The sequence below is a fragment of the Schumannella sp. 10F1B-5-1 genome, assembly GCF_006517535.1.
Taxonomy (GTDB): Bacteria; Actinomycetota; Actinomycetes; order Actinomycetales; family Microbacteriaceae; genus Schumannella.
Genome location: NZ_VHQH01000034.1, coordinates 55,708 through 80,092, shown reverse-complemented (window position 1 = coordinate 80,092; position 24,385 = coordinate 55,708). Strand labels below are relative to the sequence as shown.

Genomic DNA, 24,385 nt, shown 5'->3' with positions numbered 1-24,385 from the left:
CCCGGGTCGGGCATCCGCTGAAGAGGGGGTGCGGATGCCCGACCCGGGTCGGTCGGAGGGGGGACTGCCCGAGCAGTCAGCCCGGGAGGGGGCGGAACGGGGGGAGCCCACCCGAAGGGCTCCCCCCGCTCGGTCACGCGGCGGTGAACCGCCGGCGACGTGCACCTCGGAGGAGCAGGGCTGCACCCGCGAACAGCATCGCGAGAGCCCCGAATACCCAGCGTCCTCCGTCGGTGCCGGTGGCCGCGAGGCCACCGCTTCCGGCAGCGCTGGACGACGGACCCGAACCGTCGCCCGGCGCACCGGGGTCTGCGGCGAGCACGTACTCCATCTCCCAGGGGAGCGAGCCGCCGGTCGCGGTGAGGATGCGCACCTGCACGCGGCCGGGCGCGTGCGGCGGTGCGGTCACCTCGATGGTGTTGTCGTCGATGACCGCGAAGTCCGAGCCGAGCACGCCGTCGAAGGTGACGCCGGTGGCTCCGGTGAAGAAGCGTCCGAAGATGCGGATGCGTCCGCCGGTCGTGGGCAGCGGGTCCTGGCTGACGCCGGTGACGACCGGGTCGTTCGCGCCGACGTAGCCGTAGCCGTCGTCGACCTGCACGTCGCCCTTCGGGTTGACGAGCAGGATGTGCACGTTGCCGGGCAGGTGCGGCGGCGAGACCACCGTGACGGTGCTGTCGTCGACGACCGTGACGTCGGTTCCGGGCGTTCCGCCGAACTGCACCTCGGTGGTGCCGGTGAGGCCGGTGCCGCCGATCGTGACGGTGGTTCCGCCGCCGGCCGGGCCGGCGCTCGGCGTCACGTCGGTGATCGCGGGAGCGTCGCCGGCGAAGGTGTAGCCGTTCGTGGCGGTCAGCGTGGCGGTCGGCAGCGTGACGATCACGTCGACGGCTCCGGGCGCGTGCGCCGGGGTGATGACGGTGATCGTGTTCGCATCCACCCGGGTCGGCGTCGAGGCGGCGTTGCCGCCGAAGGTGACGCCGGTGGCGTCGCCGACGCCGGGGCCGGTGATGGTGACGGTGGTTCCGCCGTCCGCCGGTCCGGCGGTGGGCGCGATCTGCTGGATGCTCGGCGCGACCGGGTCGTAGGTGAACCCGCCGGCGACGCTCGCGTCGCCGTTCGGGTGCTCGACCATGACCGCGACGTTCCCGGCGGCGTGCGCCGGCGTCGTGACCCGGATCAGCGAGTCGCTGACGACCTGGAACGAGGTGCCGTCCGTGCCGTCGAAGGTCACGCCGGTCGCCCCGGTGAACCCGGTGCCGGCGATGTCGACGGTCGTGCCGCCCGCGGCCGCGCCGTTCGCCGGCGTGATCCCGGTGGCGGTCGGCGCGGTCGGCGCTCCCGTGTACTCGAAGCCGTTGGTCGCGGTCAGGGTGGTCGTCGGCAGCGTGACCACCACATCCACGGGCCCGGCCGCGTGCGTCGGCGTGACGACCGTGATGGTGTCGTCGTCGACGCGGGTCAGGTCGGTCGCGGCGGTTCCGCCGAAGGTCACGCCGGTCGCGTCGCCCAGGCCGGGTCCGGTGATCGTGACCGTCGTGTTCCCGGCGGCGGGGCCGTCGGCGGGCGAGATGCCGTCGATGCTCGGCGCGCTCGCCGTGTAGTCGAAGCCGCCCGTGACCGTCGCGTCGCCGTTCGGATGCTCGACCACGACCGCGACGTTGCCGGCCGCGTGCACCGGCGTCGTGACCCGGATGAGCGTGTCGTTCACGACCTGGAACGAGGTGCCGTCGGTGCCGTCGAAGGTCACGGCCGTCGCCCCGGTGAACCCGGTGCCGGCGATCTCGACGGTCGTGCCGCCCGCCGTCGATCCGGTCGCCGGCGTGATCGAGCTCGCGGTGGGCGCCGTCGGCGCTCCCGTGTACTCGAAGCCGTTCGACTGCGTGAGCGTCGTCGTGGGCAGGGTGACCACCACATCCACGGTGCCGGCCGAGTGCGCCGGCGTGACGACCGTGATCGCGTCGGCGTCGACCCGGGTGAGGGTCGTGCCGGCGAGTCCGCCGAAGGTCACGCCGGTCGCGTCACCCAGGCCGGGGCCCGAGATCGTGACCGTCGTGCTGCCGGCCGCGGGGCCGGTGGCCGGCGAGACCGACTGGATGCTCGGCGCCGTGCCCGTGTAGGTGAAGGGGTCGGCGAGCGCCGCGGTGCCGTTCGGGTGCTGCACGACGACCGTGACGTCGCCGGCGGCGTGGGCGGGAGTGGAGACCGTGATCGTCGTGTCGTCGACCACCTGGAAGGACGTGCCGGCGGTGCCGCCGAAGGTCACGCCCGTCGCTCCGATGAAGCCGGTTCCGGTGATCGTCACGGTCGTGCCGCCCGCGGTCGATCCGGTCGTCGGCGTGAAGCTCGTCGCCGTCGGCGGAGCGCTGCTGACGAAGGTGTACGCGCCGGTGAGGGTGCTGTCGCCCGCGGGGTGCTGCACCACCACATCCACGACCCCGGCCGTGTGGGCCGGCGTGGTGGCGGTGATCTGGGTGTCGCTGACCACGGTGACGTTCGTCGCGGCGGTGCCGCCGATCGTCACGCCGGTGGCGCCGGTGAAGCCGGTGCCGGTGATCGTGACGGCCTGCTCGCCGGTGTCCGGTCCGGATGCGGGACTCACCGAGGCGGCCGCGGCAGCGGGCAGGTAGGTGAACGCGCCCGCGCTCGTGGTCGCCGCGATGGGCGTGGTGACCTGCACGTCGACCGCGCCGGCGGCGTGCGCCGGGGTGGTCGCCGTGATCTGGCTGTCGCTGTCGACCGTGAAGCCGGCCGCCGCCGTGCCGCCGAAGCTGACCGCGGTGGTGCCGGTCAGATTCGAGCCGATGATCGTGACGCTCGTGCCGCCCGCGACGCCGCCGCTGGTCGGCGTGAGGCCGGTGATGGCCGGGCCGGGCTGGAAGCTGAAGCCGTTGGTCAGCGTCGCCGTGCCGCCCGGGGCCGTGACGACCACGTCGACCGCGCCGGCGGCGTGCGCCGGGGTGGTGGCCGTGATGGTCGTGTCGTTGACGACCGTGACGCCGGTCGCCGCGGTGCCGCCCAGGGTGACGCCGGTGGCGCCGGTGAACCCGGTTCCGGTGATCGTCACCGCGGTGCCGCCGGTGGTCGGGCCCGACACCGGCGAGATGCCGCCGATCGTGGGCGTCGGCGGGGCCGGCACGTAGGTGTAGTCGAGCGGCGCGGTCTGCCCGTCGGGCGTCGTCACGACGACCGACACGGTGCCGGCGGCGTGCGCCGGGGTGGTGACCCGGATCGTGTCGGGGCCGACGACCTCGATGGCGGTCCCCGCATCCGCGCCGAAGGCGACGGAGGTGGCGGTGCCGATCGCGGTGCCGGTGATCGTCACGACCTCCCCGCCCGCGGTGCTGCCCGAGTTCGGGGTGATCGCGGTGGCGGTCGGCGGGGTCGCCGTGAAGGTGAAGGTGCCCGCTGCCGCGGTGCCGTCGGGGTGCTGCACGACGATCGGCACGCCGCCGGCGGCGTGCGCCGGGGTGCTGACGCGCATCTCGGTGTCGCTGACGACCGTGAAGCCGGTGCCGGCGTCGCCGCCGAAGGTCACGCCGGTGGCGGCGAGGAAGCCGCTGCCCGTGATCGTGACGACCGTGCCGCCGGCCGTGGTGCCGGTGGTCGGGTCGACCGTGGCGATGGTCGGCGCGGCCGGGTCGCGGTAGTCGAAGCCGCCCGCGATCGTGACGTCGCCGGCCGGGTCGCGCAGCACCAGATCGACCGCGCCCGTGGCGTGGCCGGGGGTCAGCACGGTGATCTGCGTCGCGGTCTTGCTCTGGATGGTGCCCGCGAGACCGTCGAACTCCACGGCGGTCACGCCGTCGAGGTCGGCGCCGTCGATCGTGACGAGCGTCCCTCCGGCGGTCGGGCCGGTCGTGGGCGTGTGCGTCGTGACCGAGGGCGCGCCGTCGGGCAGGTAGGTGAACGAGCGGGTCACGTCGCCGCTGGGCGACTGGATGACCGCATCCACCGGGCCGGGCGCGTGCGCCGGGGTCAGCACGGTCACCTGGGTGGCGCTGACGCTCTGCAGCGTGCCGGCGAGGCCGTCGAAGGTCACGCCGCTCGTGTCGCCGAGGTTGGTGCCGGTGATCGTGACGAGCGTGCCGCCGAGCTGCGTGCCGCTCGCGGGCGACAGCTGGGTGACGTTCGGAACGGGCGGCGCCTCGTAGGTGAAGGTGCCCGCGGCTGCGGCGTCACCGCTCGGGTGCTGCACGGCCACCGTCACCGGGCCGGCCGCGTGGGCGGGCGTGGTGGCGCGGATCTGCGTGTCGGAGTCGATGACGAACGCGGTGCCCGCGGCGCCGTCGAAGGTCACGCCGGTGGATCCGGTGAAGCCGGTTCCGGTGATCGTCACCTCGGTGCCGCCGGCGGTCGGGCCGCTGGTCGGGGTGAATCCGCTGACGGTGGGCGCGGGCGGCGGCGTGTAGGTGAAGCCGTCGGCGATCGTCGTGTCGCCGTTCGGGTGCTGCACCAGGATGGTCACCAGGCCGGGCGTGCGGGCCGCGGTCGTGGCGCGCAGGGCCGTGTCGCTGATGACCTGCACGTCCGTGGCGGGGACCCCGCCGAACTGCACGCCGGTCGTGCCGGTGAAGCCGGTGCCGGTGAACAGCACCGTCGTGCCGCCCGTGCTCGGGCCCTCGATCGGCGTGTGGTCCGTCACGACCGGCTTGGCCGGAGCGACGTAGCTGTAGGCGCCGGCGGCGGTCGCATCCCCGTAGCAGGCGGTGCTACCGTGCACGACCACGTCGGCCGGACCCGCGGCGCCCGCCGGGGTCGTCGCGGTGATGCGGGTGTCGGTGATGGTCAGGTTCGTCGCCGGGGCGCCGCCGATGTCGACGCTGGTCGCGCCGGTGAAGCAGCGGCCGTCGATCGTGATGGGCGCGTTGCCGGCGGTCGGTCCGGAGCCCGGCGTCACCGCGGTGATCGCGATGACCGGCTCGTAGACGTAGGGCGAGGTGCCCGACGTGCCGACGGGGGTCGTGACGGCGACGCCGATCGTGCCGGCCGCGTGCGGCGGCGTGGTGGCGGTGATCTGCGTCGGGCTGTTCACGGTGAAGGCCGTGGCTCCGACGCCGTCGAAGGTGACGGCGCTCGCACCGGTGAAGTTGCTGCCGGTGATGACGACGGTCTGCCCGCCGGTCTCGGGTCCGCGCTGCGGGGCGACGCCGGTGATCGCGGGCACGAGGGGCTGCGGCGTCTGGAAGGTGAAGCCGCCGGCCAGCGTCGCGCTGGTGCCGCACGCGGCGGGTCCGGTCACGGTCACGTCGACGGCGCCCGCGGCGTGCGCCGGGGTGCTCACGGTCAGCTCCTGCGCCGAGACGTGGTTGATGATCGTCCCCGCTGTACCTCCGAAGGTGACGCCGGTGACGGTGTCGAGGCACGAGCCGGTGAGGGTGACGACGGTGCCGCCCGCGATCGGACCCACGTTGGGCACGGCGGTGGTCAGCGCGAGACCGGGCACGTAGGTGAAGGTGCCGGGCTGGGATGCGCCGGATCCGGTCGTGACGATCACGGGCACGGCGCCCGCGACGTGGAACGGCGTCTTGACGGTGAGCTGCGTGTCGGTCTGCGTCAGCACCGTCGCGGGCGTGCCGCCGAAGGTGACCGACTGGGTGCCGTTGAAGCCGGCGCCGTTGATCGTGACGACGGTGCCGCCGGCCTCGGGGCCGGAGGTCGGGCTCAGCGAGTCGACGCGCGGCGGCACGGCCACGGCGTTGCCGTCGACGGCCTGCCCGACCTCGGCGTTCGCCATGTCGAGGAAGAGCACACCGGGGTCGGTGAGCGCCGTGCGAGCGACGCCCGGCGAACCGGGCGCGCCCCCGTCTCCGCCCGGCAGGCTGGCGAAGTTCAGCAGGCTGATCCGCAACGCGGTCTGGCTGAACGGCCGGCCGGCCTGGGCAGGCAGTGGCTCCTTCACGTTGACCTTCAGCGACAAGATCGTGTTCAGCGCGGTCAGCGCCGGCTGCAGCAGATTCGTCACCGGCGTGACGAGCGTCGTGCGCAGGTTGGTGATCGCGGTGCCGACGCCGGTGGTGCCGGCCGTCAGCACGGGCGCGAGCGCCGCCCCGATGAGCGGCGTGACCGCGCCGAGGCTGATGCCGAGGCCGATGCCGAGCGTCGAGAGCGAGATGGATGCGGCGGGCGCCGTGCCGTCGACCAACTGGCCGAGCGGGGCGGCGACGCGCAGCGTGATCACGTTGACGCCGGCCACACGCAGCTGCACGTTCATGGTGACGGCCGCGTTGCGCACGGCGGTGTTGAGCTTGCTCTGCAGCTGGTCCACGGCGGAGCCGACCAGGGTGAGCACTGATCCGGAGATCTGCTGCAGCGCCGTCGCGGAGAGAACCTCGGTGTTGGCGGGCTGGCCGTTGAGACCGCCGCCGATCTTGCTGAGGTCGGCGCTGATCTCGCCGGTGGCGAGGTCGATGCTGACGCTGCCGTCGGAGGTCGTGAGCTGCTGCGGCAGCGTGCCGACCGAGGCGAGGTCGAGGCTGATCGAGGCGTTGTTGTTGGCGGCCGGGAAGCTGACCGGCAGCACGGAGCCGAGCAGAGTGCTGAGGCTGTTCTGCAGGGTGGTCAGAGCGGTGCCGGTGTTGGTCGTCAGCGTGCCCTGCAGGCTGGTCTGCAGGTTGTTCACCGCGGGGGTGACGGCCGCGTTGAGCCCCTTGAGCGTGTTGCTCGTGATGCGGAGCTTGCCGCCGGCGATCTCGTAGGTCCCGCTGGGGACGCCGCCGCCGACGGACTCGGCCCGAGCGCTCATCGCGCCGGCGTCGAGGTGCAGATCGGCGAGCTCGGCAGCGAGGGTCGGCCCGATGATGTCGTGCAGGTCGAGGGTCAGGTTGCCGGGCACCTGGTTCGGCGGCACCGAGCCGACGCCGACGGCGCCGTCGTTGCCGACCAGGCCCGAGGCGCCGACCGAGCTGGCGGTCGGCTCTGCCTTGGCGTACGAGCCGAGCGCGCCCGCGTCGGCGAGGTGCAGCGGGATGCCGAGGTTCGCCGGCAGCTGCAGCACGCGACCCTCGATCAGCCCGACATCGAGGCTGTGCCGGTCGATCTGTGTCGCGGTCGTGCCGAGGTTCTGCGCCTGGGCCTGCGTGACGACCGGGTCGACCACGCCGAGCAGCGAGCCCGACAGGAAGGTGCCGCTCGCGCTCGAGCGGTCACCGGGGGCCGCTTGACTGTCGCCGATGCCGACCAGGAAGACCCCGGTCATCACGGCGGCGAGGAGAGCCAGCCCCCGGCTTCCCCACTTGCTGAACTTCTCTGCGCGACGGATCGCGCGATTCATTTCCCCCACGTCACACTTCCCCGTGTCCTGATCCGACTGACGGAGAGCGCTCTCGGGTGGTTGGTCCGGGATCGGGTTCCCCGTCGGGTGACTGACTCTCACGATACGCGGGTGAATGTCGTTTTCAAGCCCCCTGAACGGTTATCCGGGCATCCCCAGTTTCCCGTTCGGCCCACCGAAACGGGCACGGCGAGAACCCAAACGGACATGCGAATCCCAGGACCGGGCATCCCTCGGGGGCAGCCCGGAGAGCGGCTCAGGACTGAGGCTGCGGGCGAGGATGCGGAAGTCGCAGATGCTCCAGCAGCCGCGGGCGGCGGAGACTCGCACAAAGAAAAGGACCCCCCGCGCACCCGCCAGAGCCCGGTTGCCCTTGCTGCGTTTCCGCCCTGGGGGAGTTGGCCTGGATGGCGCCACGCGGGGAGCCGGGCTTCAGTGTAGCGGCACGGCGTCGCTCCATCCGCCGGAGATCCTGGGCATCGACCCGCGCGCGTTCCTCGGTGTCGACCCGCGCGCGTTCCTGGGCGTCGCATCCGCATCGACTCCCGACGCGGCGGTGATCTCGGCGGATGCGGTGGACTGGCGCCATGGACATCGTGATCGCGGGCGGGCACGGCAAGATCGCCCTCCTCCTCTCCTCTCTGCTCAGCGCCGACGGACACCGCGTGCGCGGCCTCGTGCGCAACCCCGACCACGCCGACGACCTCGCCGCGGCCGGTGCCGAGGCCGTCGTGCTCGATCTCGAGCAGGCCGACGACGCCGCGGTCGCCGAGGCGATCTCGGGCGCCGACGCGGTCGTGTTCGCGGCCGGCGCCGGCGCGAACAGCGGCGCCGCGCGCAAGCTCACCCTCGACCGCGACGGGGCGATCCTGCTGGCCGACGCCGCCGTGCAGGCCGGCGTGACGCGCTACCTGCTGGTGTCGGCGATCGGCGCCGACCGCTTCGATCCCGACTCCGACGACGTGTTCCAGGTCTACCTGCGCGCCAAGAGCGAGGCGGATGCCGCGGTGCGCGAGCGCGACGAGCTCGACTGGACGATCCTGCGGCCCGGCGGCCTGCTCGACGAGCCGGGCACCGGAGCGATCGCGGTCGCCGACGAGGTGCCACGCGGCGACATCCCGCGCGCCGACGTCGCCGCCGTGCTCGCCGAGCTGCTGCGCACGGGCGGCGGCGTGCACCGCCAGGTGGAGCTCACCTCGGGCCCGACGCCGATCGCCGAGGCGGTCGCGGGGCTCTGAGCGTCAGCGCGTCAGCGCCACCGTCTGCCGTGCGATCTCGAGCTCCTCGTCGGTCGGGATGACGAGCACCTCGACCGGCGCGCGGTCGGGCGAGATGCGGCGCTCGGCGCGCGAGTCGAGCTCGTTGCGATCGTCGTCGACGCGGATGCCGAGGAACTCGAGTCCCGACATCGTGCGCCGGCGCAGCAGCGGGTTGTTCTCGCCGATGCCGGCCGTGAAGACGATCACGTCGACCCCGCCGAGGATGGCGGCGTAGGCGCCGACGTAGTGCTTCACCCGGTGGCGCCAGATCGCGAGCGCCTCCTGCGCCCGGGGCTCGCCTTCCGCCGCGGCCCGCTGCACGTCGCGCATGTCGCCCGTGCCGGTGAGCCCGAGCAGTCCGCTGCCCTTGTTGAGCAGCGCATCCAGCTCGGCCAGATCGAGGCCGGCGACGCGACCGAGGTAGGGCACGATCGCCGGGTCGAGGTCGCCCGAGCGGGTGCCCATCACGAGGCCCTCGAGCGGCGTGAGGCCCATCGAGGTGTCGACGCTGCGTCCGCCGTCGACGGCGGTGATGCTCGCGCCGTTGCCGAGGTGCAGCACGATCTGCTTGAGCTGGCCGAGCGGTCGTCCGAGGAAAGCGGCCGCGCGCTCGGTGACGTACTTGACGCTCGTGCCGTGGAATCCGTAGCGCCGCACGGCGTGCCGATCCGCGAGCTCGCGGTCGATCGCATACCTCCATGCCTCTTCCGGCATGGATTGGTGGAACGCGGTGTCGAAGACGGCCACGTGGGGCACATCGGGGAACGCGGCGCGGGCCGCGCGGATGCCGTCGAGGTTCGCCGGGTTGTGCAGCGGAGCGAGGTCGTTGAGCTTCTCGATCTCGGCGATCACAGCGTCGTCGACGACGACCGCGCGATCGAATCGCGCGCCGCCGTGCACGACCCGGTGGCCGACCGCGGTGACTCCGGCGTCCGGCCCCAGCCGGTCGAGCACGATGCGCATCCCCGCGTCGTGATCGGCGGCGTCGCCGCCCTCCTCGCCCAGTCTTTGCAGGGTTCCCGAGAGGATCGTCTCGCCGGATTCGGGGTCGACCAGCTGGTACTTGATCGACGACGATCCGGAGTTGACGACGAAGACGCGGCTCACCGCTCGCTCCCTTGGGCCTGGATCGCGGTGATCGCGACCGTGTTGACGATGTCGCGCACGAGGGCTCCGCGCGAGAGGTCGTTGATGGGTTTGTTGAGCCCCTGCAGCACCGGTCCGATGGCGACGGCGCCCGCGCTGCGCTGCACGGCCTTGTAGGTGTTGTTGCCCGTATTCAGGTCGGGGAATACGAACACGGTCGCACGCCCGGCGACGGCCGAATCGGGCATCTTCGTGGCGGCGACGGTCGGGTCGGCGGCCGCGTCGTACTGGATCGGCCCTTCGACCAGCAGGTCGCCCGCGCGCTCGCGCACGAGCGCGGTTCCGGCCCGCACCTTGTCGACGTCGGCGCCGGTTCCCGACTCCCCCGTCGAGTAGCTCAGCATCGCCACGCGCGGCTCGATGCCGAACTGCCGGGCCGTGGCGGCCGAGCTGATCGCGATGTCGGCCAGCTGCTCCGAGGTCGGGTCGGGGATGACCGCGCAGTCGCCGTAGACGAGCACCCGGTCGGCCAGGGCCATGAGGAAGACGCTGGAGACGACCGAGACGCCCGGCTTGGTCTTGATGATCTCGAAGGCCGGGCGGATCGTGTGGGCGGTCGTGTGCTTCGCGCCCGACACCATGCCGTCGGCGAGGCCGAGGTGCACCATCATCGTGCCGAAGTAGCTCACGTCGGTCACGGTGTCGGCGGCCTGGTCGACCGTGATGCCTTTGTGCGATCGCACGCGGGCGTACTCCTCGGCGAAGCGCTGACGCAGCTGCTCGTCGAAGGGGCTGATGACCGCCGCATCCGAGAGATCGACGCCCAGCTCGGCGGCCCGAGCCCGCACGACCGCCTCCTCGCCCAGGATCGTCAGCTGCGCCGTTCCGCGCTGCAGCAGAGTGCCCGCGGCACGCAGCACGCGGTCGTCGTCGCCCTCGGGCAGCACGATGTGCTGACGGTCCGCCCGCGCGCGGTCGAGCAGCCCGTGCTCGAACATCAGCGGCGTCACGACCGACGGAGGCGCCAGATCGAGGCGGTTCGCCAGCGCCTCGCCGTCGACGCTGCGCTCGAACAGGCCCAGCGCCACATCCTGCTTGCGCGCCGAATCGGCCGCCAGGCGCCCGCGCGTGCGGGTGATGCCGACCGCGGTGTCGAAGGTGCCCGTGCCGACCGCGGCGATCGGCAGCGGCGAGCCGAGTCCGTCGAGCAGGCGCTGAATGGATGCGGCCGGCTCGACACCGCCGTTCAGCACCACCCCGGCGAGCGAAGGGAAGGTCTCCGACTCGTGTGCCAGCAGCGTGCCGAGCAGCACATCGGAGCGGTCACCCGGCACGATCACGACGGCGCCCTCGAGCAGCCGCGGCAGCACGTTCTCCAGCGACATCGCCGCGATCACCGTGCCGAGCACCTCGCGATCGAGCAGGGCCTCCTCACCGCGGATGAGCCGCGCATCCAGCGACTCGACGATCGTGCGGAACGACGGCGCGACGAGCACCGGATCCTCGGGGATCGCCCACACCGGCACGCGCTCGGCCTCGACGTCGAAGCCGCTCTCGATTGCGGCGACCGCCTCGTCGAGGTGCGCCGGATCGGCGCGGTTCAGGATGAGCCCCAGCAGCCCGGCGTGCTCGGCCCGCAGCTCGGCGCGGGTCACCTCGGCCACCTGCCGCAGCTCGTCGGGGGTGCGGGCGCTCGCGCCGTCCTGCTGGCGGCCGCCGAGCACCAGCAGCACCGGCGCGCCCAGGTTCGCGGCCACGCGCGCGTTGAAGCTCAGCTCGGTCGGCGAGCCGATGTCGGTGTAGTCGCTGCCGACGATCACGACCGCGTCGCTCGCCGCCTCGACCGCCGCGAACCGCGTCACGATCTCGTCGAGGGCGCCGTCGGGGTCGTTGTGAACGCGCTCGTAGGTCGTGCCGATGCAGGTGTCGTAGTCGAGCTCGGCGCTCGAATGCGCCAGCAGCAGCTCGAGCACGTAGTCGCGCTCCTGCGTCGTGCGGGCGACCGGCCGGAACACGCCGACCCGGGTCGCGCGGCGCTGCAGCAGCTCGACGACGCCGAGGGCCACCGTCGACTTTCCCGTATGGCCTTCGGCGGACGCGATGAAGATGCGGGTCGTCACCCGACCAGCCTAGAAGTGAGGATGCCCTGACCTGCTGGGAATGCGGGATCCGCACAGTGTCTTCATTCGCCGCCGATCTCGAAACCCAATGTGCTCAAGCGCTGGCGAGCGGTCCATGACTGGAACTGCGTAGCCTCGATCCCGAGCGCGACGGCGAGGGCCTGTTTGACCGGCCAGACGATCCCGTCGACCTCCACCCAATAGGTCGTGATCTTGCCCGGGGTCGCGGATCGGAGTCGGTCACGCACAGCTTCACGAGTCAGACGGCGTTCGATTCCATCGAGAGTGAAAACGACCTCTTCGTCGCCCTGTTCGTCACCGAAATCCATCGAGCCCGCGTCATCGAATTCAATTCCGGCGAGTTCGGCGAGTTCCGCGATGTTCACTCGCGCTGTTCCGGCGGCGCGACCGTCCAGATCGAACTCGATCCCCTCCGACTCGAGCACGGCGCGCACATCGGCACCCTCGTGCTCGCTTCCCGGAATCCAGCGGAATCCGGGGGAAACCGTTCCTGCCGCCTGCAGAACGCGCCAGGCGTGACGAATCGGTGTTCGGCTGATGTACCCGCCAAGCGGTACAGGGTGAGTGCCAGCCAGACTCGCAACGTCGCCGTAAGTGGTCCAACGGCCAACGGGAATCGAGTCGATGATCTCCGCCGCGACGCTCCAGGACACCGTTGACTCCTGGACCAAGACGTCGTCGACCGGCGCTGTCCACTCTCGGCTGATGAGAGCCGCGAGGTCCGCGCCGCGAGCGTTCAGCTCCGTAACGCCCCAAGCGCTCTGCCCAGCGATGTACGAATTCAGCGCGATGTTGCTGCGAGCGAAGAGTTCACGCTTCGTCGCAAAGGGCGAGTTGCTGAGTTCCGAGTTGTACCCGGTGAGGGTGAGGTTCGCGAGGGAATGGAGGTATGCCTCATGCACATCGTCCACCGTTGCGAACTCACCCATGTCGACCGCGAGATCGGCGCGCCAGGATTCGTTCAATGTCTGCGGCATCACGTGCTCAATCGATGCACTGCTCAACGAGGCAGGTTCCTTTCCCGCGACAGCGAGTTCGAGCCACGACAGCAGCGTCTTCCGCTGGTTCGGCCGACCCGAGAAATAGAACGGTTTGGACGTGACGGCTTCCGCGATCTGTCGGTCGGAGGCGAAGAATTTGCGTCCCGTCGAGAGATATCGGTGGAGAGATCCGACGACGTCGCTGAGGTCCAGTTCCCCGGCGGCCCGAAGCACAATGCGCGAAAGCCCGTTCGAGGGAGCGTTGATGACGAGACGGCGAACGAGGTAGGACTCGAGGATTTTCAGGGCTCGCGCGACGTCCTCGGCACTGATGCCCTCATCGGCGTGCAAAGAAAGCAGCTTCAGCACCAGTGGGTCGGTGGCGGTGCTCCCCCACTCCGCGAGCCGTTCGAGTGCGGATCGGATCTGCGGTTCGCGCACATGCGAGGGTTCACGGATCTGCGCGAGGAGCTCAGACAGGCGAGCGAATCGCCGGACTTCGATCTCGATCTGCTCGTCAGCAAGCGACGACAGCCGTCCCTCTTGAAGTGCGTAGATGTCACCGACCTTCGCTTCTGGACGGCTCCAGGTCATCTCCATCCAGAACAGACTCTCCAATTCACTCGCGCTGAGCAGCGACTGCATGGGGAGCCAGATCGACGTGTAGACCTCATCTCCTCGGTGCCCGAGCCGCATGAAGATGTAATTGCGGAGCAGGTCACCCTGGGTGAGCTTCATCCCGGTGTTGTTGAGCGACTCGAAGATCCGATAGACGTTGTCGTCCTGATTCGCCGTGATTGCGACGAAGACGAGTCCGTCCAAGACGACCGACGCGATTCGGTCGATGTCATTCGGATCGTCGGGATCATCGACCTGGGCGAGTTTCCCGCGGAAGAAGCGGTAGGCGTCGACCACGCCGGACTGGATTCCATCGGGAACGGCGTCGTCGACGATTGCCCGAAACGCAGCGCGGTCAGCCTGGGTCGGGAGGAGTTTCAAGCGGTCGTCGCCGGACTTGAACCTGTCGACGAGGTAGGTCTCGTGCAGTCGAGCAACCGTGGCCACCGAAGACGGCTGGAATCGCGCGATGTGGTCCCGAATCGCCGCAATCAGCACCGAGAGGGTCGTCAACCGCTGCTGCCCGTCGACGACCAGAAACTCGGAGCCGCCGGGCCCGATCTCGCCCGTGGAGAGGACGAGCGAGCCGGTGAAGTGTGTCGCTGAGGGATCAGCCAACCGCGACTCGGCAAGAGCCGCGACGTCGCTCCACAGGCGGTTCAGTTGCCGCGGAGTCCACGAGTACGTCCGCTGGTAGAGCGGCACCCGGTACTGCTTGGTTCCCTCCAGTACCTGCTGGAGTCGGATCTCCTGAACGTGCACGGCGCCCCTCTCGTCGCAGCCCGAAGCGGACCTCGGCTCACGATAAACGAGCCGTGCGACAAGGGGAGAACGGGATCGGGGCGGGACACTACTCGCGTCCCGCCCCGATTTGCGGAGGATGGGGGATTCGAACCCCCGAGGGCTTTCACCCAACACGCTTTCCAAGCGTGCGCCATAGGCCACTAGGCGAATCCTCCTGGCGTCCGCCGTGGCGGAGCCGACGCCCATCCTACCGGGCATGAGCACACGCTCCGACCCGGCCGTGACTGAGCCGGCTCAGCCGCGCTTCGAGCGCAGCGGATGCGGCGACCAGGCGTAGATCTGCGACGACGCGCGGGCGAGCCAGCCGAACTGGGCGAGCACGGCGATCCAGAGCAGCGCGATACCGGCGGAGGCGGCCGGTCCGCCCGAGAGCGCGGCGCCGCCGGCGAAGCCGAGCAGCACGAGCACTCCCAGCGCGACGCTGAGCACGGCGACGCGCGGCCGACCGACACCGCGGCTCCATGCGGCGTGCGCGAACGCCGCGACGGCGATCGCGACGAAGCCGATCGCGCCGAAGAGCAGGTGCAGGATGCCGGAGAGGCTGAACTCGCCGCCCGCCGATCCGGGCGGGAACCCGGCCACCGGGTCGGGCGCGAACACCGCACTCAGCACGAGCGCGACGCCGTGCACCCCGGTGAGGACGCCGATCGCGAGGCCCCGCCCGCTGCGGATGGCGCGCACGATGCCGACGGCGGCCGCCAGCACCATGAGTCCGGTGAGCGCCAGGTTCGCGCGCTGCAGCCAGCCGAGGTCGCCGAGCATGAGCAGCGACAGCGCGTGCCGGCTCAGCTCGAAGCCGGGCCGGGTGAGGGCGAGCACCAGCCCGACCACGACGTAGAAGGGTCCGGCGACCACACCCCAGCCGAGCAGGCTGCGGGTCGCGGCGGCGCCGCGGTCGAGGTCGTCGTCGGGTCCCGGCATGCGCTCTCCTGCACTCTCGAGTGCATTACTGCACTGCGCGGTACGGTAGCGAGCAGCGATCGCGGCGCGCAAGCGCCGGGCCGCCGAGAAGGGCGATCGACGAGAGCAGGGCGCGGATGCCGCACGAGCACGAGGACCCGCGCACGGTGCGCTCGCGCGCGCTGATCCTCGACGCCGCGGCCGCCGTCTTCCTCGAGCGGGGCTTCGTCGACGCGACCGTCGACCAGGTCGCCGAGACGGCCGGCGTCGCCAAGCGCACGATCTACAACATCTACGGCGACAAGGACGAGCTGTTCCGGGCGACGATCCTCCGCTCGATCGCGACGGCCGACCGCTTCAGCGCCTCGCTGGCTGTGGAGGTCGCGGCGATCGCCGAGGCCCGCGACCTCGCCCAGGCGCTGTCGCAGATCGCGGTGCGCCTGGCCGAGTCGGTGCTGATCGGCCCCGTGCTGCCGTTGCGCCGACTGCTCGCGAGCGAGTCGCGCCGCTTCCCCGAGCTCGCCGCCGAGTACCGCGACCATGCGCCCGAGGCGGTGATGCGCGCGCTCGCCCGCCTCTTCGGCGATCTCGCCGAGCGCGGGCTGCTGCGCGCCGCATCCCCCCGCCTCACCGCCGAGCACTTCGCCTTCCTCATCATGGGCGCCGACCTCGACCGGGGGATGTTCGACCCGGCCCCGCCGACCCGGCGCCGTGTGCGGGCGAGCGCGCGCGCCGGCGCCGAGGCGTTCCAGCGCGCCTACGCGCTGGGAACGTGCCCTGAACCCGACCCGACGGCCCCCGAATCAGGTCGCCCCCGAACTGGGAGCCGCGCGCATCCGGGATGATTGCGACCATCGAGGCACACGACCCGAGGGGATGGCGGGGTGACGACCATGACGACACCGACCACACTCGTCTTCGCGCGCCCCAAGCGCTCGCTGCTGATCACCGGCATCACGGCGCTCGTGCTGGCCCTCGTGCCCGTGACCGTGGCGCTGGTGGTGCTGCGCGACGACTGGCTGCCGACCGTGATCGTCGAGGTCGTCGCGATCGCCACGTGCGTGTCGCTGGGGCTGCGCCAGCTGACGATCCACACCCGCCTGACCGAGACCGAGCTGAGCGGCAACGGCATCTTCAGCCCGATGGTGCGGGTCGACCTCGACGACGTGCACGAGGTGCTGGTGGTGCCGATCTTCATCGGCGCGGCGCCGGATCCGGTGCAGCAGCTGCTGGTTCGCGACGAGAACGGGCGTCGGCTCTTCCGCCTGCGCGGCAACTTCTGGGAAGACGGTCTGCTCGAGCGGATCGCCGCGGCCATGCCGGTTCCGGTGCAGGTGGTCGCCGAGCCGATCCCGGCCAAGCTGTTCTTCTCGACCTACCCCGGCTCGGAGTACTGGTTCGAGAACAAGCCCTGGCTGCGCGTCGCCGCGATCCTGGGTGCCGGACTGCTGGCGCTCGGCGTCGCCGCCGGGGCGATGCTCACGCTCGGCGGAGAGCAGATGTTCGGGCGCTGAGCCCGCACGTCCCGCCGCGCGCAGCGGAGTCGACCGTCGGCGCCGACGCGCTCCTAGTTGCGCTTCAGCGTGCCGAAGATGCCGCGCACGATCTCGCGGATGACGGTGCGCCCGGTCGTCGAGCCGAGCACCTCCTCGACGACGGTCTTCTGCCGTTTCGTCGAGGTTCGGGTGGATGCGCGGCTCGCGGTCGTGCGGGTCGTCGTCGTGCGCCCCTGCGCCCTGCGTGCGTCGGCGAGCGCCCTGTCGTAGTCGCGCTGCGCCTTCGCGTCGTCCTTCGCCTTCTGCGCGGCGGCGGCCTCGGCCTCGGCCTTCTCCTCGGCGGCGCGGTCGGCGGCCGCCGCGGCCTCCATCTTCGCGGCGAGGATCTCGCGGGCCGACTCGCGGTCGATCGCGGTGCCGTACTGCTCGAGCAGGGGCGAGGCGTTCACGCTCGCGGCGATCTGCTCGTGCGGGGTCGGCGACATCAACCCCTGCGGGGCGCGCAGACGGGTCCAGGCGACGGGTGACGGCGCGCCCTTCTCGTTCATGACCGTCACGATCGCCTCGCCCGTCGCGAGCGACTGCAGCACGTCCCCGAGCTGGTAGCCGCTGTTCGGGTAGGTGGTGACGGTGGCGCGCAGCGCCTTCGCATCCTCGGGGGTGAAGGCGCGCAGCTGGTGCTGCACCCGGCTGCCCAGCTGGGCGAGCACATCCGAGGGCACGTCCTTCGGGGTCTGCGTGACGAAGAAGATGCCGACGCCCTTCGAGCGGATGAGGCGCACGGTCTGCGTGATCTGCGCCACGAAGTCCTTCGACGCGTCTTTGAAGAGCAGGTGTGCCTCGTCGAAGAAGAACACGAGCTTCGGCTTGTCGAGGTCGCCGACCTCGGGCAGATCGTTGAACAGGTCGGCGAGCAGCCACATGAGGAAGGTCGAGAACAGAGCCGGCTGGTCGGCGACGCTCGGCACCTCGAGCAGGCTCACGATTCCGCGTCCGTCGGTCGCGGTGCGCAGGAACTGGGCGGTGTCGATCTCGGGCTCGCCGAAGAAGACGTCGGCCCCCGCATCCGCGAAGCCGATCAGCTCGCGCAGGATGACCCCGGCCGTCGCCTTCGAGAGTCCGCCGAGCTGGCTCAGCTCGTCTTTGCCGTCGTCGCTCGTGAGGAAGGTGAGCACGGCGCGCAGGTCGCTCAGATCGAGCAGCGGCAGGCCGGCCTGGTCGGCGTAGTGGAAGACGAGCGCGAGGCTCGACTCCTGGGTCTGGTTGAGGCCGAGCACCTTGCTGAGCAGCAGCGAGCCGAAGCTCGACACGGTCGCGCGGATCGGGATGCCGGTGCCGAGTCCGCCGAGCGTGTAGTACTCGGTCGGCGCGGCCTGCGGCGTCCAGTCCTGCCCGATGCCCTTGGTGCGGGCGAGCAGCTTCTCGTTGCCCTCGCCGGGGCTGGCGATGCCCGACAGGTCGCCCTTGATGTCGGCCGCGAAGACGGGCACGCCGTTGGCGCTGAGCTGCTCGGCCAGCACCTGCAGGGTCTTGGTCTTGCCGGTTCCGGTGGCGCCGGCGACGAGGCCGTGGCGGTTGGTCATGCCGAGCGGGATGCGCACGGGCACATCAGCCAGCGCATCCCCGTTCACGAGGGCTCCCATCTCGAGGGCGGGCCCGTCGAAGGCGTAGCCCGCGCGGATCACGTCGATCTGCTCGGGGGCGAGCGGGCCGGCGGGGGCGTCGGCCGCGGGCGCCGCGGGCTCGAGGGCGTCGGATACGACGGGCTCGGGGGCGGCAGGGGTGGCGGGCGCCGCCGGGGCCGCCGACTCCGCCTCGGCGGCGGCGAGCGCCGCCTGCGCCTCCTCGAGCGCCTTGCGGGCGGCCGCGACCTTGTCCTCGGCGTCACTCATGGGCTCAGCCTATTGAGCGGACCTGTCCCGCGACAGGCCGCATCCACCGCCTCGCGGGGTACGCGCGTACCCCGGAAACCGACCGGATCACCCTCAAAACGGGGCTGGAATCCGAATGTCCGTCGGATAGCCTGCTGGAGACGCTCCTGCGCGTGCCCCCGACCGCCCGACCCCGATGGGCGACCGCACGCGATGGCCCCGAAACCCGGTGGAGCGTCAGGGGGAGAACTCTTCGTGCGCACCCGTACGCCCATCCGTGCCCTGGCGACCCTGACCGCCGGAGCGCTCGCCGCGTCCAGCCTCGCCGTGCTCGGCGCGATCGCCGCACCCGAGGCCGCGCAGGCGGCGACGCCGGTGACCTGCACCACGGCCGGAATCACCGTCTCGGCCAACGCCGCCGGCGACCCGAGCACCGTCTCGCGGGTGAACAACACGACGGGTGCGCTCGAGGCGGTCGGCACCCTGAACGACAACGTCAACGGAATCGGCTACAACGTGATGGACGGCCTCGTCTATGGCGTCAACTCGGCCGGGCATCTGGTGCGGTTCGGCAGCGACTACGGCTCCGGCGAGGAGGACCTCGGCCTGATCAACTGGAACATCTCCGGCGTCGGAACGCTTCAGCTGCTCAACGGTGTCGTCGACGACACGAACACGATGTACTTCATCGTCCGCAACAACAACAGCAACGCGTGGGTCTCGAAGGTCTCGCTCGCCACGGGCGCTTCGCGCACTGCGACCTCGACCAAGATCACCGGCACGGTGCCGCAGATCGACGACATCTCGTTCGACCCGTACGGCAACTCGCTCTACGCCCTGACCGACAGCGGAATGCTCAAGATCGATCCGACGACGGCCGAGGCGACGCTGGCCCTGACCACGCCCGCGTTCAACAGCCCCGGCGCACCGAACGGCCGAGCCGGTGGATCGTGGAGCGACTCGGTCGGGAACATGTACTTCTACCAGAACCTCGCCGCCCAGCATCACCTCTGGAAATACGCCCCGAGCACCGCCACCTACACCGACATGGGAGCGATCGCCGCCGCCTCGGTGTTCGACGCCACGGCCTGTCTCCCGCCGACCATGTCGAAGACGGTGTCGCCGAGCTCGGCGACCGTCGGCGACACGCTGACGTTCTCGTTCACGATCAGCAACCCCACCAACCAGGCCACCAACGCCCACGCCTTCGCCGACACCCTCCCGAGCGGGCTCTCCTGGGTGGCCGGCAGCGTGACCGGCGTGCCGGCCTCGGCGACCGCCTCGATCTCGGGTCGGACCCTCTCCGTCAGCGGGAACATCCCGGTGCCCCGCGCGCGCGACGGACGCACCGTCATCACGGCGCAGGCGAAGGTCGGCTACACCGCTGCCGCCGGCACGAACATCAACCAGGCGAGCGTCATCTACACGACGCCGACCGGCGACGTGACCGTGACCTCCGACGACCCGAACCAGCTCGGCGAGAAGGACGGCACCCCGTTCACGCTCGTCATGCCGCCGCTCGCGAACGACGACACCGCGACGACGCCGCAGGGCAAGGCCGTCAGCATCCCGGTACGCACCGGCGACACGGCCCGCACCAGCCCGATCGACCCCGCCACCATCACGCTCTACAACCCCGACGGCACCGCCGCGACGAACAACACCGTCGCGGTCGACGGCGAGGGCACCTACACGGTGGTGTCGAACGAGGTCGTGTTCACCCCCGCCGGCACTTTCACGGGCACGGTCACGAAGCCGGCGAAGTACACGGTCAAGGACACCGCGGGTCGTGAGTCGAACCAGGCCACGATCACCCCGACCGTGACCGCCGCGACCGGCAGCGCGCCGACGGCCACGCCGGACGCGAAGGACACCGCCTACAACACGGCGGTGAGCGTCTCGCCGCTCGCGAACGACGTGCCGCTGCGTACGAACGAGACCGCCGACGCCTCGAGCGTCAAGCTGCTCGACCCGAACAACGGCAACGCGCCCGTGACGACCCTGAGCATCCCGAACGAGGGCACCTACAAGGTCGTCGACGGGGTCGTGACCTTCGCGCCGCTCGCGAGCTTCGCCGGCAAGACCGCGACCGCGGTGACCTACACGGCATCCACGAACTTCGGCGCCCCGCTGAGCTCGACCATCACGATCACGGTCGGCAAACCGGCCCCGCCGACCACGAAGTCGCACGCCGACACGACGCCGCAGGGCGTCGCGAAGACGGTGGATGTGCTGGCCGACGCCACCACGGGCGGCTCCGCCGCGACGATCGCGGCGAGCACCCTGACCCTCGTCGACACCGCGAACGGCAACGCCGACGTCAGCAAGATCACGATCGACGGCAAGGGCACCTACGAGGTGAAGGACGGCAAGGTCGTCTTCACCCCCGTCGCGACCTTCACCGGCGACCCGGGCGCGGTGAGCTTCCGCGTCAAGGACAGCCTGGGCCAGTGGTCGAACGTCTCGACCGTCAAGGTCACGGTCGACCCGGCCCCGGCTCCCGCGCCGCAGGCCGACACGAAGGACACCGACTGGAACACGGCCACGACCGTGAACCCGCTCGCGAACGACAAGACCGGCTCGACCGTCGAGACCTTCACCCCCGGCAGTCTCGTGCTCGTCGACCCGAACGGCAGCGGCGCGACCCGCACCACGAAGAAGCTCGTCGTCGCGAACCAGGGCACCTACGAGGTCGTGGTCGACGGCGATGGCAACGACGTCGTGAAGTTCACGCCGCTCGACAGCTTCACCGGCCCGGCCACGGCCGTCTCCTACGAGGTCGGCACGAGCTTCGGCCGCACGACCGGCTCGACCATCACGATCACGGTCGGCGCCCCGCCGACTCCCTCCGCGAAGGCGAACACCGACGAGACGCCGCAGAACACGCCGGTGACCACGAAGGTGCTCGCCGACGATACCGACTACGCCGCCGCGCGCTTCGACGTGACGACCCTGCAGATCCAGGACCCGGCGACGAACGCGTGGGGCACGAAGGTCACGATCCCGAACGAGGGCGTCTACGAGACGACCGCCGACGGGCAGATCACCTTCACGCCGGTCGCGACGTTCACCGGCGAGGGCACGACGATCCCGTACCGCGTGACGGACTCGCTCGGCCGCACGGCCTCCGCGAGCCTGACCGACACGGTCGTCGCCGCGCCGAACCCCGTCGCGAAGCCCGACTCGGGCACGACCCCCTATGACACCGCCATCACGCTCGACGTGCTGAACGGGGATGCCGACGGGGCCGGCAAGGACGACACCGGCGCGACCGGCGCGACCTGGGTCGCCACGAGCGTGAAGCTGCTGAAGAACGGCGACCCGGCGCAGCCCGTCACGACCCTCGAGGTCGCGGACGAGGGCACCTGGACCGTCGGCGCCGACGGCCGCGTCACCTTCACCCCGCTCGACACCTTCTCGGGCGCGGCCACGCAGGTGAAGTACACCGCCTCGACGACCTACGGCAAGTCCGCGACGACGACGATCGACGTGACCGTCTCGGCCCCGGCCGCCACGGTCGCGTTGCCGAACAGCGACAGCACCCCGCAGGGTGTGAAGAAGACCGTCGACGTGCTCGCCGACGACCCCTTCACCCCCGCGAACCCGCCCAAGAAGGGCACGCTCGAGCTGAAGAAGACCGACGGCGCCGACACGACGTGGGCGAAGAGCGTCACGATCGAGGGCGTCGGCACCTACACGGTGACCGCGGATGACACGGTCGAGTTCGCTCCGCTGCCCACCTACACGGGCGCCGGCGTGGCCGTCGACTACCGGGTGACCGACACGCTGAACCGCACCGTGGCATCCACGGTGGTCGTCAGCGTCGACCCCGCCGCCGCGCCGAAGGCCACGGCCGACACCCCGTCGACCGACTGGAACACGGCGGTCACGCTCTCGCCGCTCGCGAACGACGACCCGGCTCCCGAGTCGACGTCGACCGCGAAGGGCTTCGTGAAGAACAGCCTGATGCTGGCCGGACCGAACGGCCCGACCCGCGACGCGGTCTACGTTCAGGGCGTCGGCACCTACTCCGTGAACGCGGATGACGAGGTCACCTTCACGCCCGACGCCTCCTTCACCGGCACCCCCGACGAGGGCATCGGCTACTCGGCCACGACGACCTTCGGCGAGCCGATCAGCTCGACGATCACCCCGACCGTCGGCATCCCGCCGGTCGCGACGACGAAGCCGAACGCGCAGACGATCGACCAGGGCACCTCGGTCACAGTGAACGTGCTCGGCGACGACACCGCCACCCCGGCGGCGCCGCTCGACGGCTCGAAGCTGAAGCTCGTCGACCCGGCGGATGACGTGGCGAAGACGAAGGTCGTGCTCGACGAGGGCATCTACGAGGTCATCGACGGCGACGTCGTCTTCACCCCGGCGAAGACCTTCTCGGGCACCGGCACGAAGCTCACCTACGTCACCCAGGACGCGCTGGGCCGCGACGTGAGCGACACCGTGCAGATCACGGTGACGCCAGCGGATGCGCCCGCGGCGGTCAAGGACGAGACGTCGACGGACTACGACACCCCGGTCTCGATCACCCCGACGGCCAACGACACCGACCTCGGCTCGCCCTACGCGACCTGGGACACGTCGAAGACCGTGCTGCTCAGCCGCGACGCGACCCCGGTTCCGACCGACCGCGTCGAGGTCGCCGGCCAGGGCGTCTGGACCATCGAGAACGGCGTCGTGACCTTCACGCCCGACGCCGACTTCACCGGCACGGCCGACGCCGTCGGCTACCGCGCGACGACGAACCTGGGCACCACGGCCGACTCGACCATCCACGTGAAGGTCGGCCGACCGGGCGTTCCGACGGCCAGCATCGACGAGAAGAGCGGCCCCTTCGAGAAGCCGATCGTCTTCACGCCGCTGAGCAACGACAGCACCGGCGTGCCGGCGGCGAGCTGGAAGCTCGACACCCTGTCGCTCACCGACCCGAAGACCGGCGACCCCGTGACCGAGGTCACCGTCGCCGACCAGGGCACCTGGAGCGTGAACCGCACCACCGGCGAGGTCACCTTCACGCCGGTCGCCGGCTACGTCGGCACGGCCGACGCGGTCGCCTACACGGTCGAGACCAGCTTCGGCGACGAGACGGGCTCGCGCCTGGTGCCGACGATCCTCGCTCCCCCGGTGGCGAAGGCCGACACGGCCGTCACCGACCCGGGCCGCGCGGTCACGGTCGACGTGCTCGACAACGATGAGGCCACCACCTCGCCGCTCGACACGAGCACCCTGGTGCTGCTGGATGCGGAGAGCAAGCCGGTGACCCGCCTCGAGACCCCGCAGGGCGTCTTCGAGGTGGTCGCGGGCGAGATCGTCTTCACGCCGGCGCAGGGCTTCACCGGCAAGGCCGTGGCGTCGTACCAGGTCGAGGACGAGAACGGGGTGCCCACCGCATCCACCGTCACCGTCACCGTGAAGGAGCCGGAGTCGACGCAGGACGTCGTCAAGGTCGAGGCCGGTCGCCCGGTCACGATCGACCCGCTCGCGAACGACACCCCGGGCCGCACGCCCTTCGTGCGCAGCACGCTGCGTCTGCTCGACCCGACGACGCACGCGCCGGTCACGCGCGTCGACGTGCCGAACGTGGGCGTGTTCTCGGTCAACGCCGACGGCACCGTCACCTTCGTGCCCGTCGCCGGCTTCACCGGCGACTACCGCATCGGCTACCAGGTCGAGGATGAGGCGGGGGTGCTGTCGGAGTCGGTCATCCTGATCGAGGGCCCGGATGCGGTTCCCGCCGGATCCGGCTCGGGCGCCGGCGGCCTCGCGGCCACGGGGGTGAGCCCGATCGCCGGCCTCACGGTGTCGCTGTCGCTGCTGCTCGCGGGCGCGCTCGCGCTGCTCAGCCTGCAGCTGCGCCGCCGCCGCGCGGAGGGTGACGCCGCGAGCTGAGCCGAGGCACGCTGAGCACCGTGGGAGGGCGGGATCGACACGGTCGGTCC

At 71.1% G+C, this 24,385-nt stretch carries 10 protein-coding genes, 1 tRNA gene and 1 other RNA gene; 4 read left to right on the top strand and 8 right to left on the bottom strand.

The genetic code is table 11. The annotated features are described in order from the left end of the window. Nucleotides 1-133: 133 nt before the first annotated feature. Nucleotides 134-7,198, bottom strand: a complete 7,065-nt coding sequence (locus FJ658_RS04505; RefSeq protein WP_255447575.1) for an IPT/TIG domain-containing protein — start codon at nucleotides 7,196-7,198, stop codon at nucleotides 134-136. Between the two features lie 408 nt (nucleotides 7,199-7,606). Then, nucleotides 7,607-7,703: signal recognition particle sRNA small type (gene ffs, locus FJ658_RS04500), an RNA gene on the bottom strand. A 157-nt stretch (nucleotides 7,704-7,860) separates the two neighbouring features. Between ffs and FJ658_RS04495 the strand changes: the two genes are divergently transcribed. Beyond that, nucleotides 7,861-8,511, top strand: coding sequence for an NAD(P)H-binding protein (locus FJ658_RS04495; RefSeq protein WP_141144180.1), 651 nt, complete (start codon nucleotides 7,861-7,863; stop codon nucleotides 8,509-8,511). A gap of 3 nt (nucleotides 8,512-8,514) precedes the next feature. On the opposite strand, the gene FJ658_RS04490 is transcribed toward FJ658_RS04495, so the two are convergent. The 5 genes from FJ658_RS04490 to FJ658_RS04465 all read right to left on the bottom strand — a co-directional run bounded on the left by FJ658_RS04490 (nucleotide 8,515) and on the right by FJ658_RS04465 (nucleotide 15,082). After that, nucleotides 8,515-9,639, bottom strand: a complete 1,125-nt coding sequence (locus FJ658_RS04490) for an acetate/propionate family kinase (RefSeq protein WP_141144179.1) — start codon at nucleotides 9,637-9,639, stop codon at nucleotides 8,515-8,517. Then, nucleotides 9,636-11,738: a phosphate acetyltransferase gene (pta, locus tag FJ658_RS04485; RefSeq protein ID WP_141144178.1), complete on the bottom strand. Its 2,103-nt coding sequence runs from the start codon at nucleotides 11,736-11,738 to the stop codon at nucleotides 9,636-9,638. The genes FJ658_RS04490 and pta overlap by 4 nt, the downstream gene beginning before the upstream one ends. Nucleotides 11,739-11,800: 62 nt before the next feature. Next, on the bottom strand, nucleotides 11,801-14,119 hold the full coding sequence (locus FJ658_RS16045) for a DUF262 domain-containing protein (RefSeq protein WP_255447558.1): 2,319 nt from the start codon (nucleotides 14,117-14,119) through the stop codon (nucleotides 11,801-11,803). Between the two features lie 112 nt (nucleotides 14,120-14,231). Continuing rightward, a tRNA-Ser gene (locus FJ658_RS04470) sits at nucleotides 14,232-14,316 on the bottom strand. Nucleotides 14,317-14,395: 79 nt separating this feature from the next. Beyond that, the gene (locus FJ658_RS04465; protein ID WP_141144177.1) at nucleotides 14,396-15,082 is read right to left on the bottom strand and encodes a DUF998 domain-containing protein; all 687 of its coding nucleotides are present in this window, start codon (nucleotides 15,080-15,082) and stop codon (nucleotides 14,396-14,398) included. 116 nt (nucleotides 15,083-15,198) lie between these two features. Between FJ658_RS04465 and FJ658_RS04460 the strand changes: the two genes are divergently transcribed. Then, on the top strand, nucleotides 15,199-15,906 hold the full coding sequence (locus FJ658_RS04460) for a TetR/AcrR family transcriptional regulator (RefSeq protein ID WP_141144176.1): 708 nt from the start codon (nucleotides 15,199-15,201) through the stop codon (nucleotides 15,904-15,906). Nucleotides 15,907-15,945: 39 nt separating this feature from the next. Then, nucleotides 15,946-16,575: a hypothetical protein gene (locus tag FJ658_RS04455; RefSeq protein WP_141144175.1), complete on the top strand. Its 630-nt coding sequence runs from the start codon at nucleotides 15,946-15,948 to the stop codon at nucleotides 16,573-16,575. A gap of 53 nt (nucleotides 16,576-16,628) precedes the next feature. On the opposite strand, the gene FJ658_RS04450 is transcribed toward FJ658_RS04455, so the two are convergent. Next, nucleotides 16,629-18,449, bottom strand: coding sequence for a helicase HerA-like domain-containing protein (locus FJ658_RS04450; protein ID WP_141144174.1), 1,821 nt, complete (start codon nucleotides 18,447-18,449; stop codon nucleotides 16,629-16,631). Nucleotides 18,450-18,683: 234 nt separating this feature from the next. On the opposite strand from FJ658_RS04450, the gene FJ658_RS04445 reads away from it, so the two are divergent. After that, on the top strand, nucleotides 18,684-24,335 hold the full coding sequence (locus FJ658_RS04445; RefSeq protein WP_181408323.1) for an Ig-like domain-containing protein: 5,652 nt from the start codon (nucleotides 18,684-18,686) through the stop codon (nucleotides 24,333-24,335). The last annotated feature ends 50 nt before the right edge of the window (nucleotides 24,336-24,385 follow it).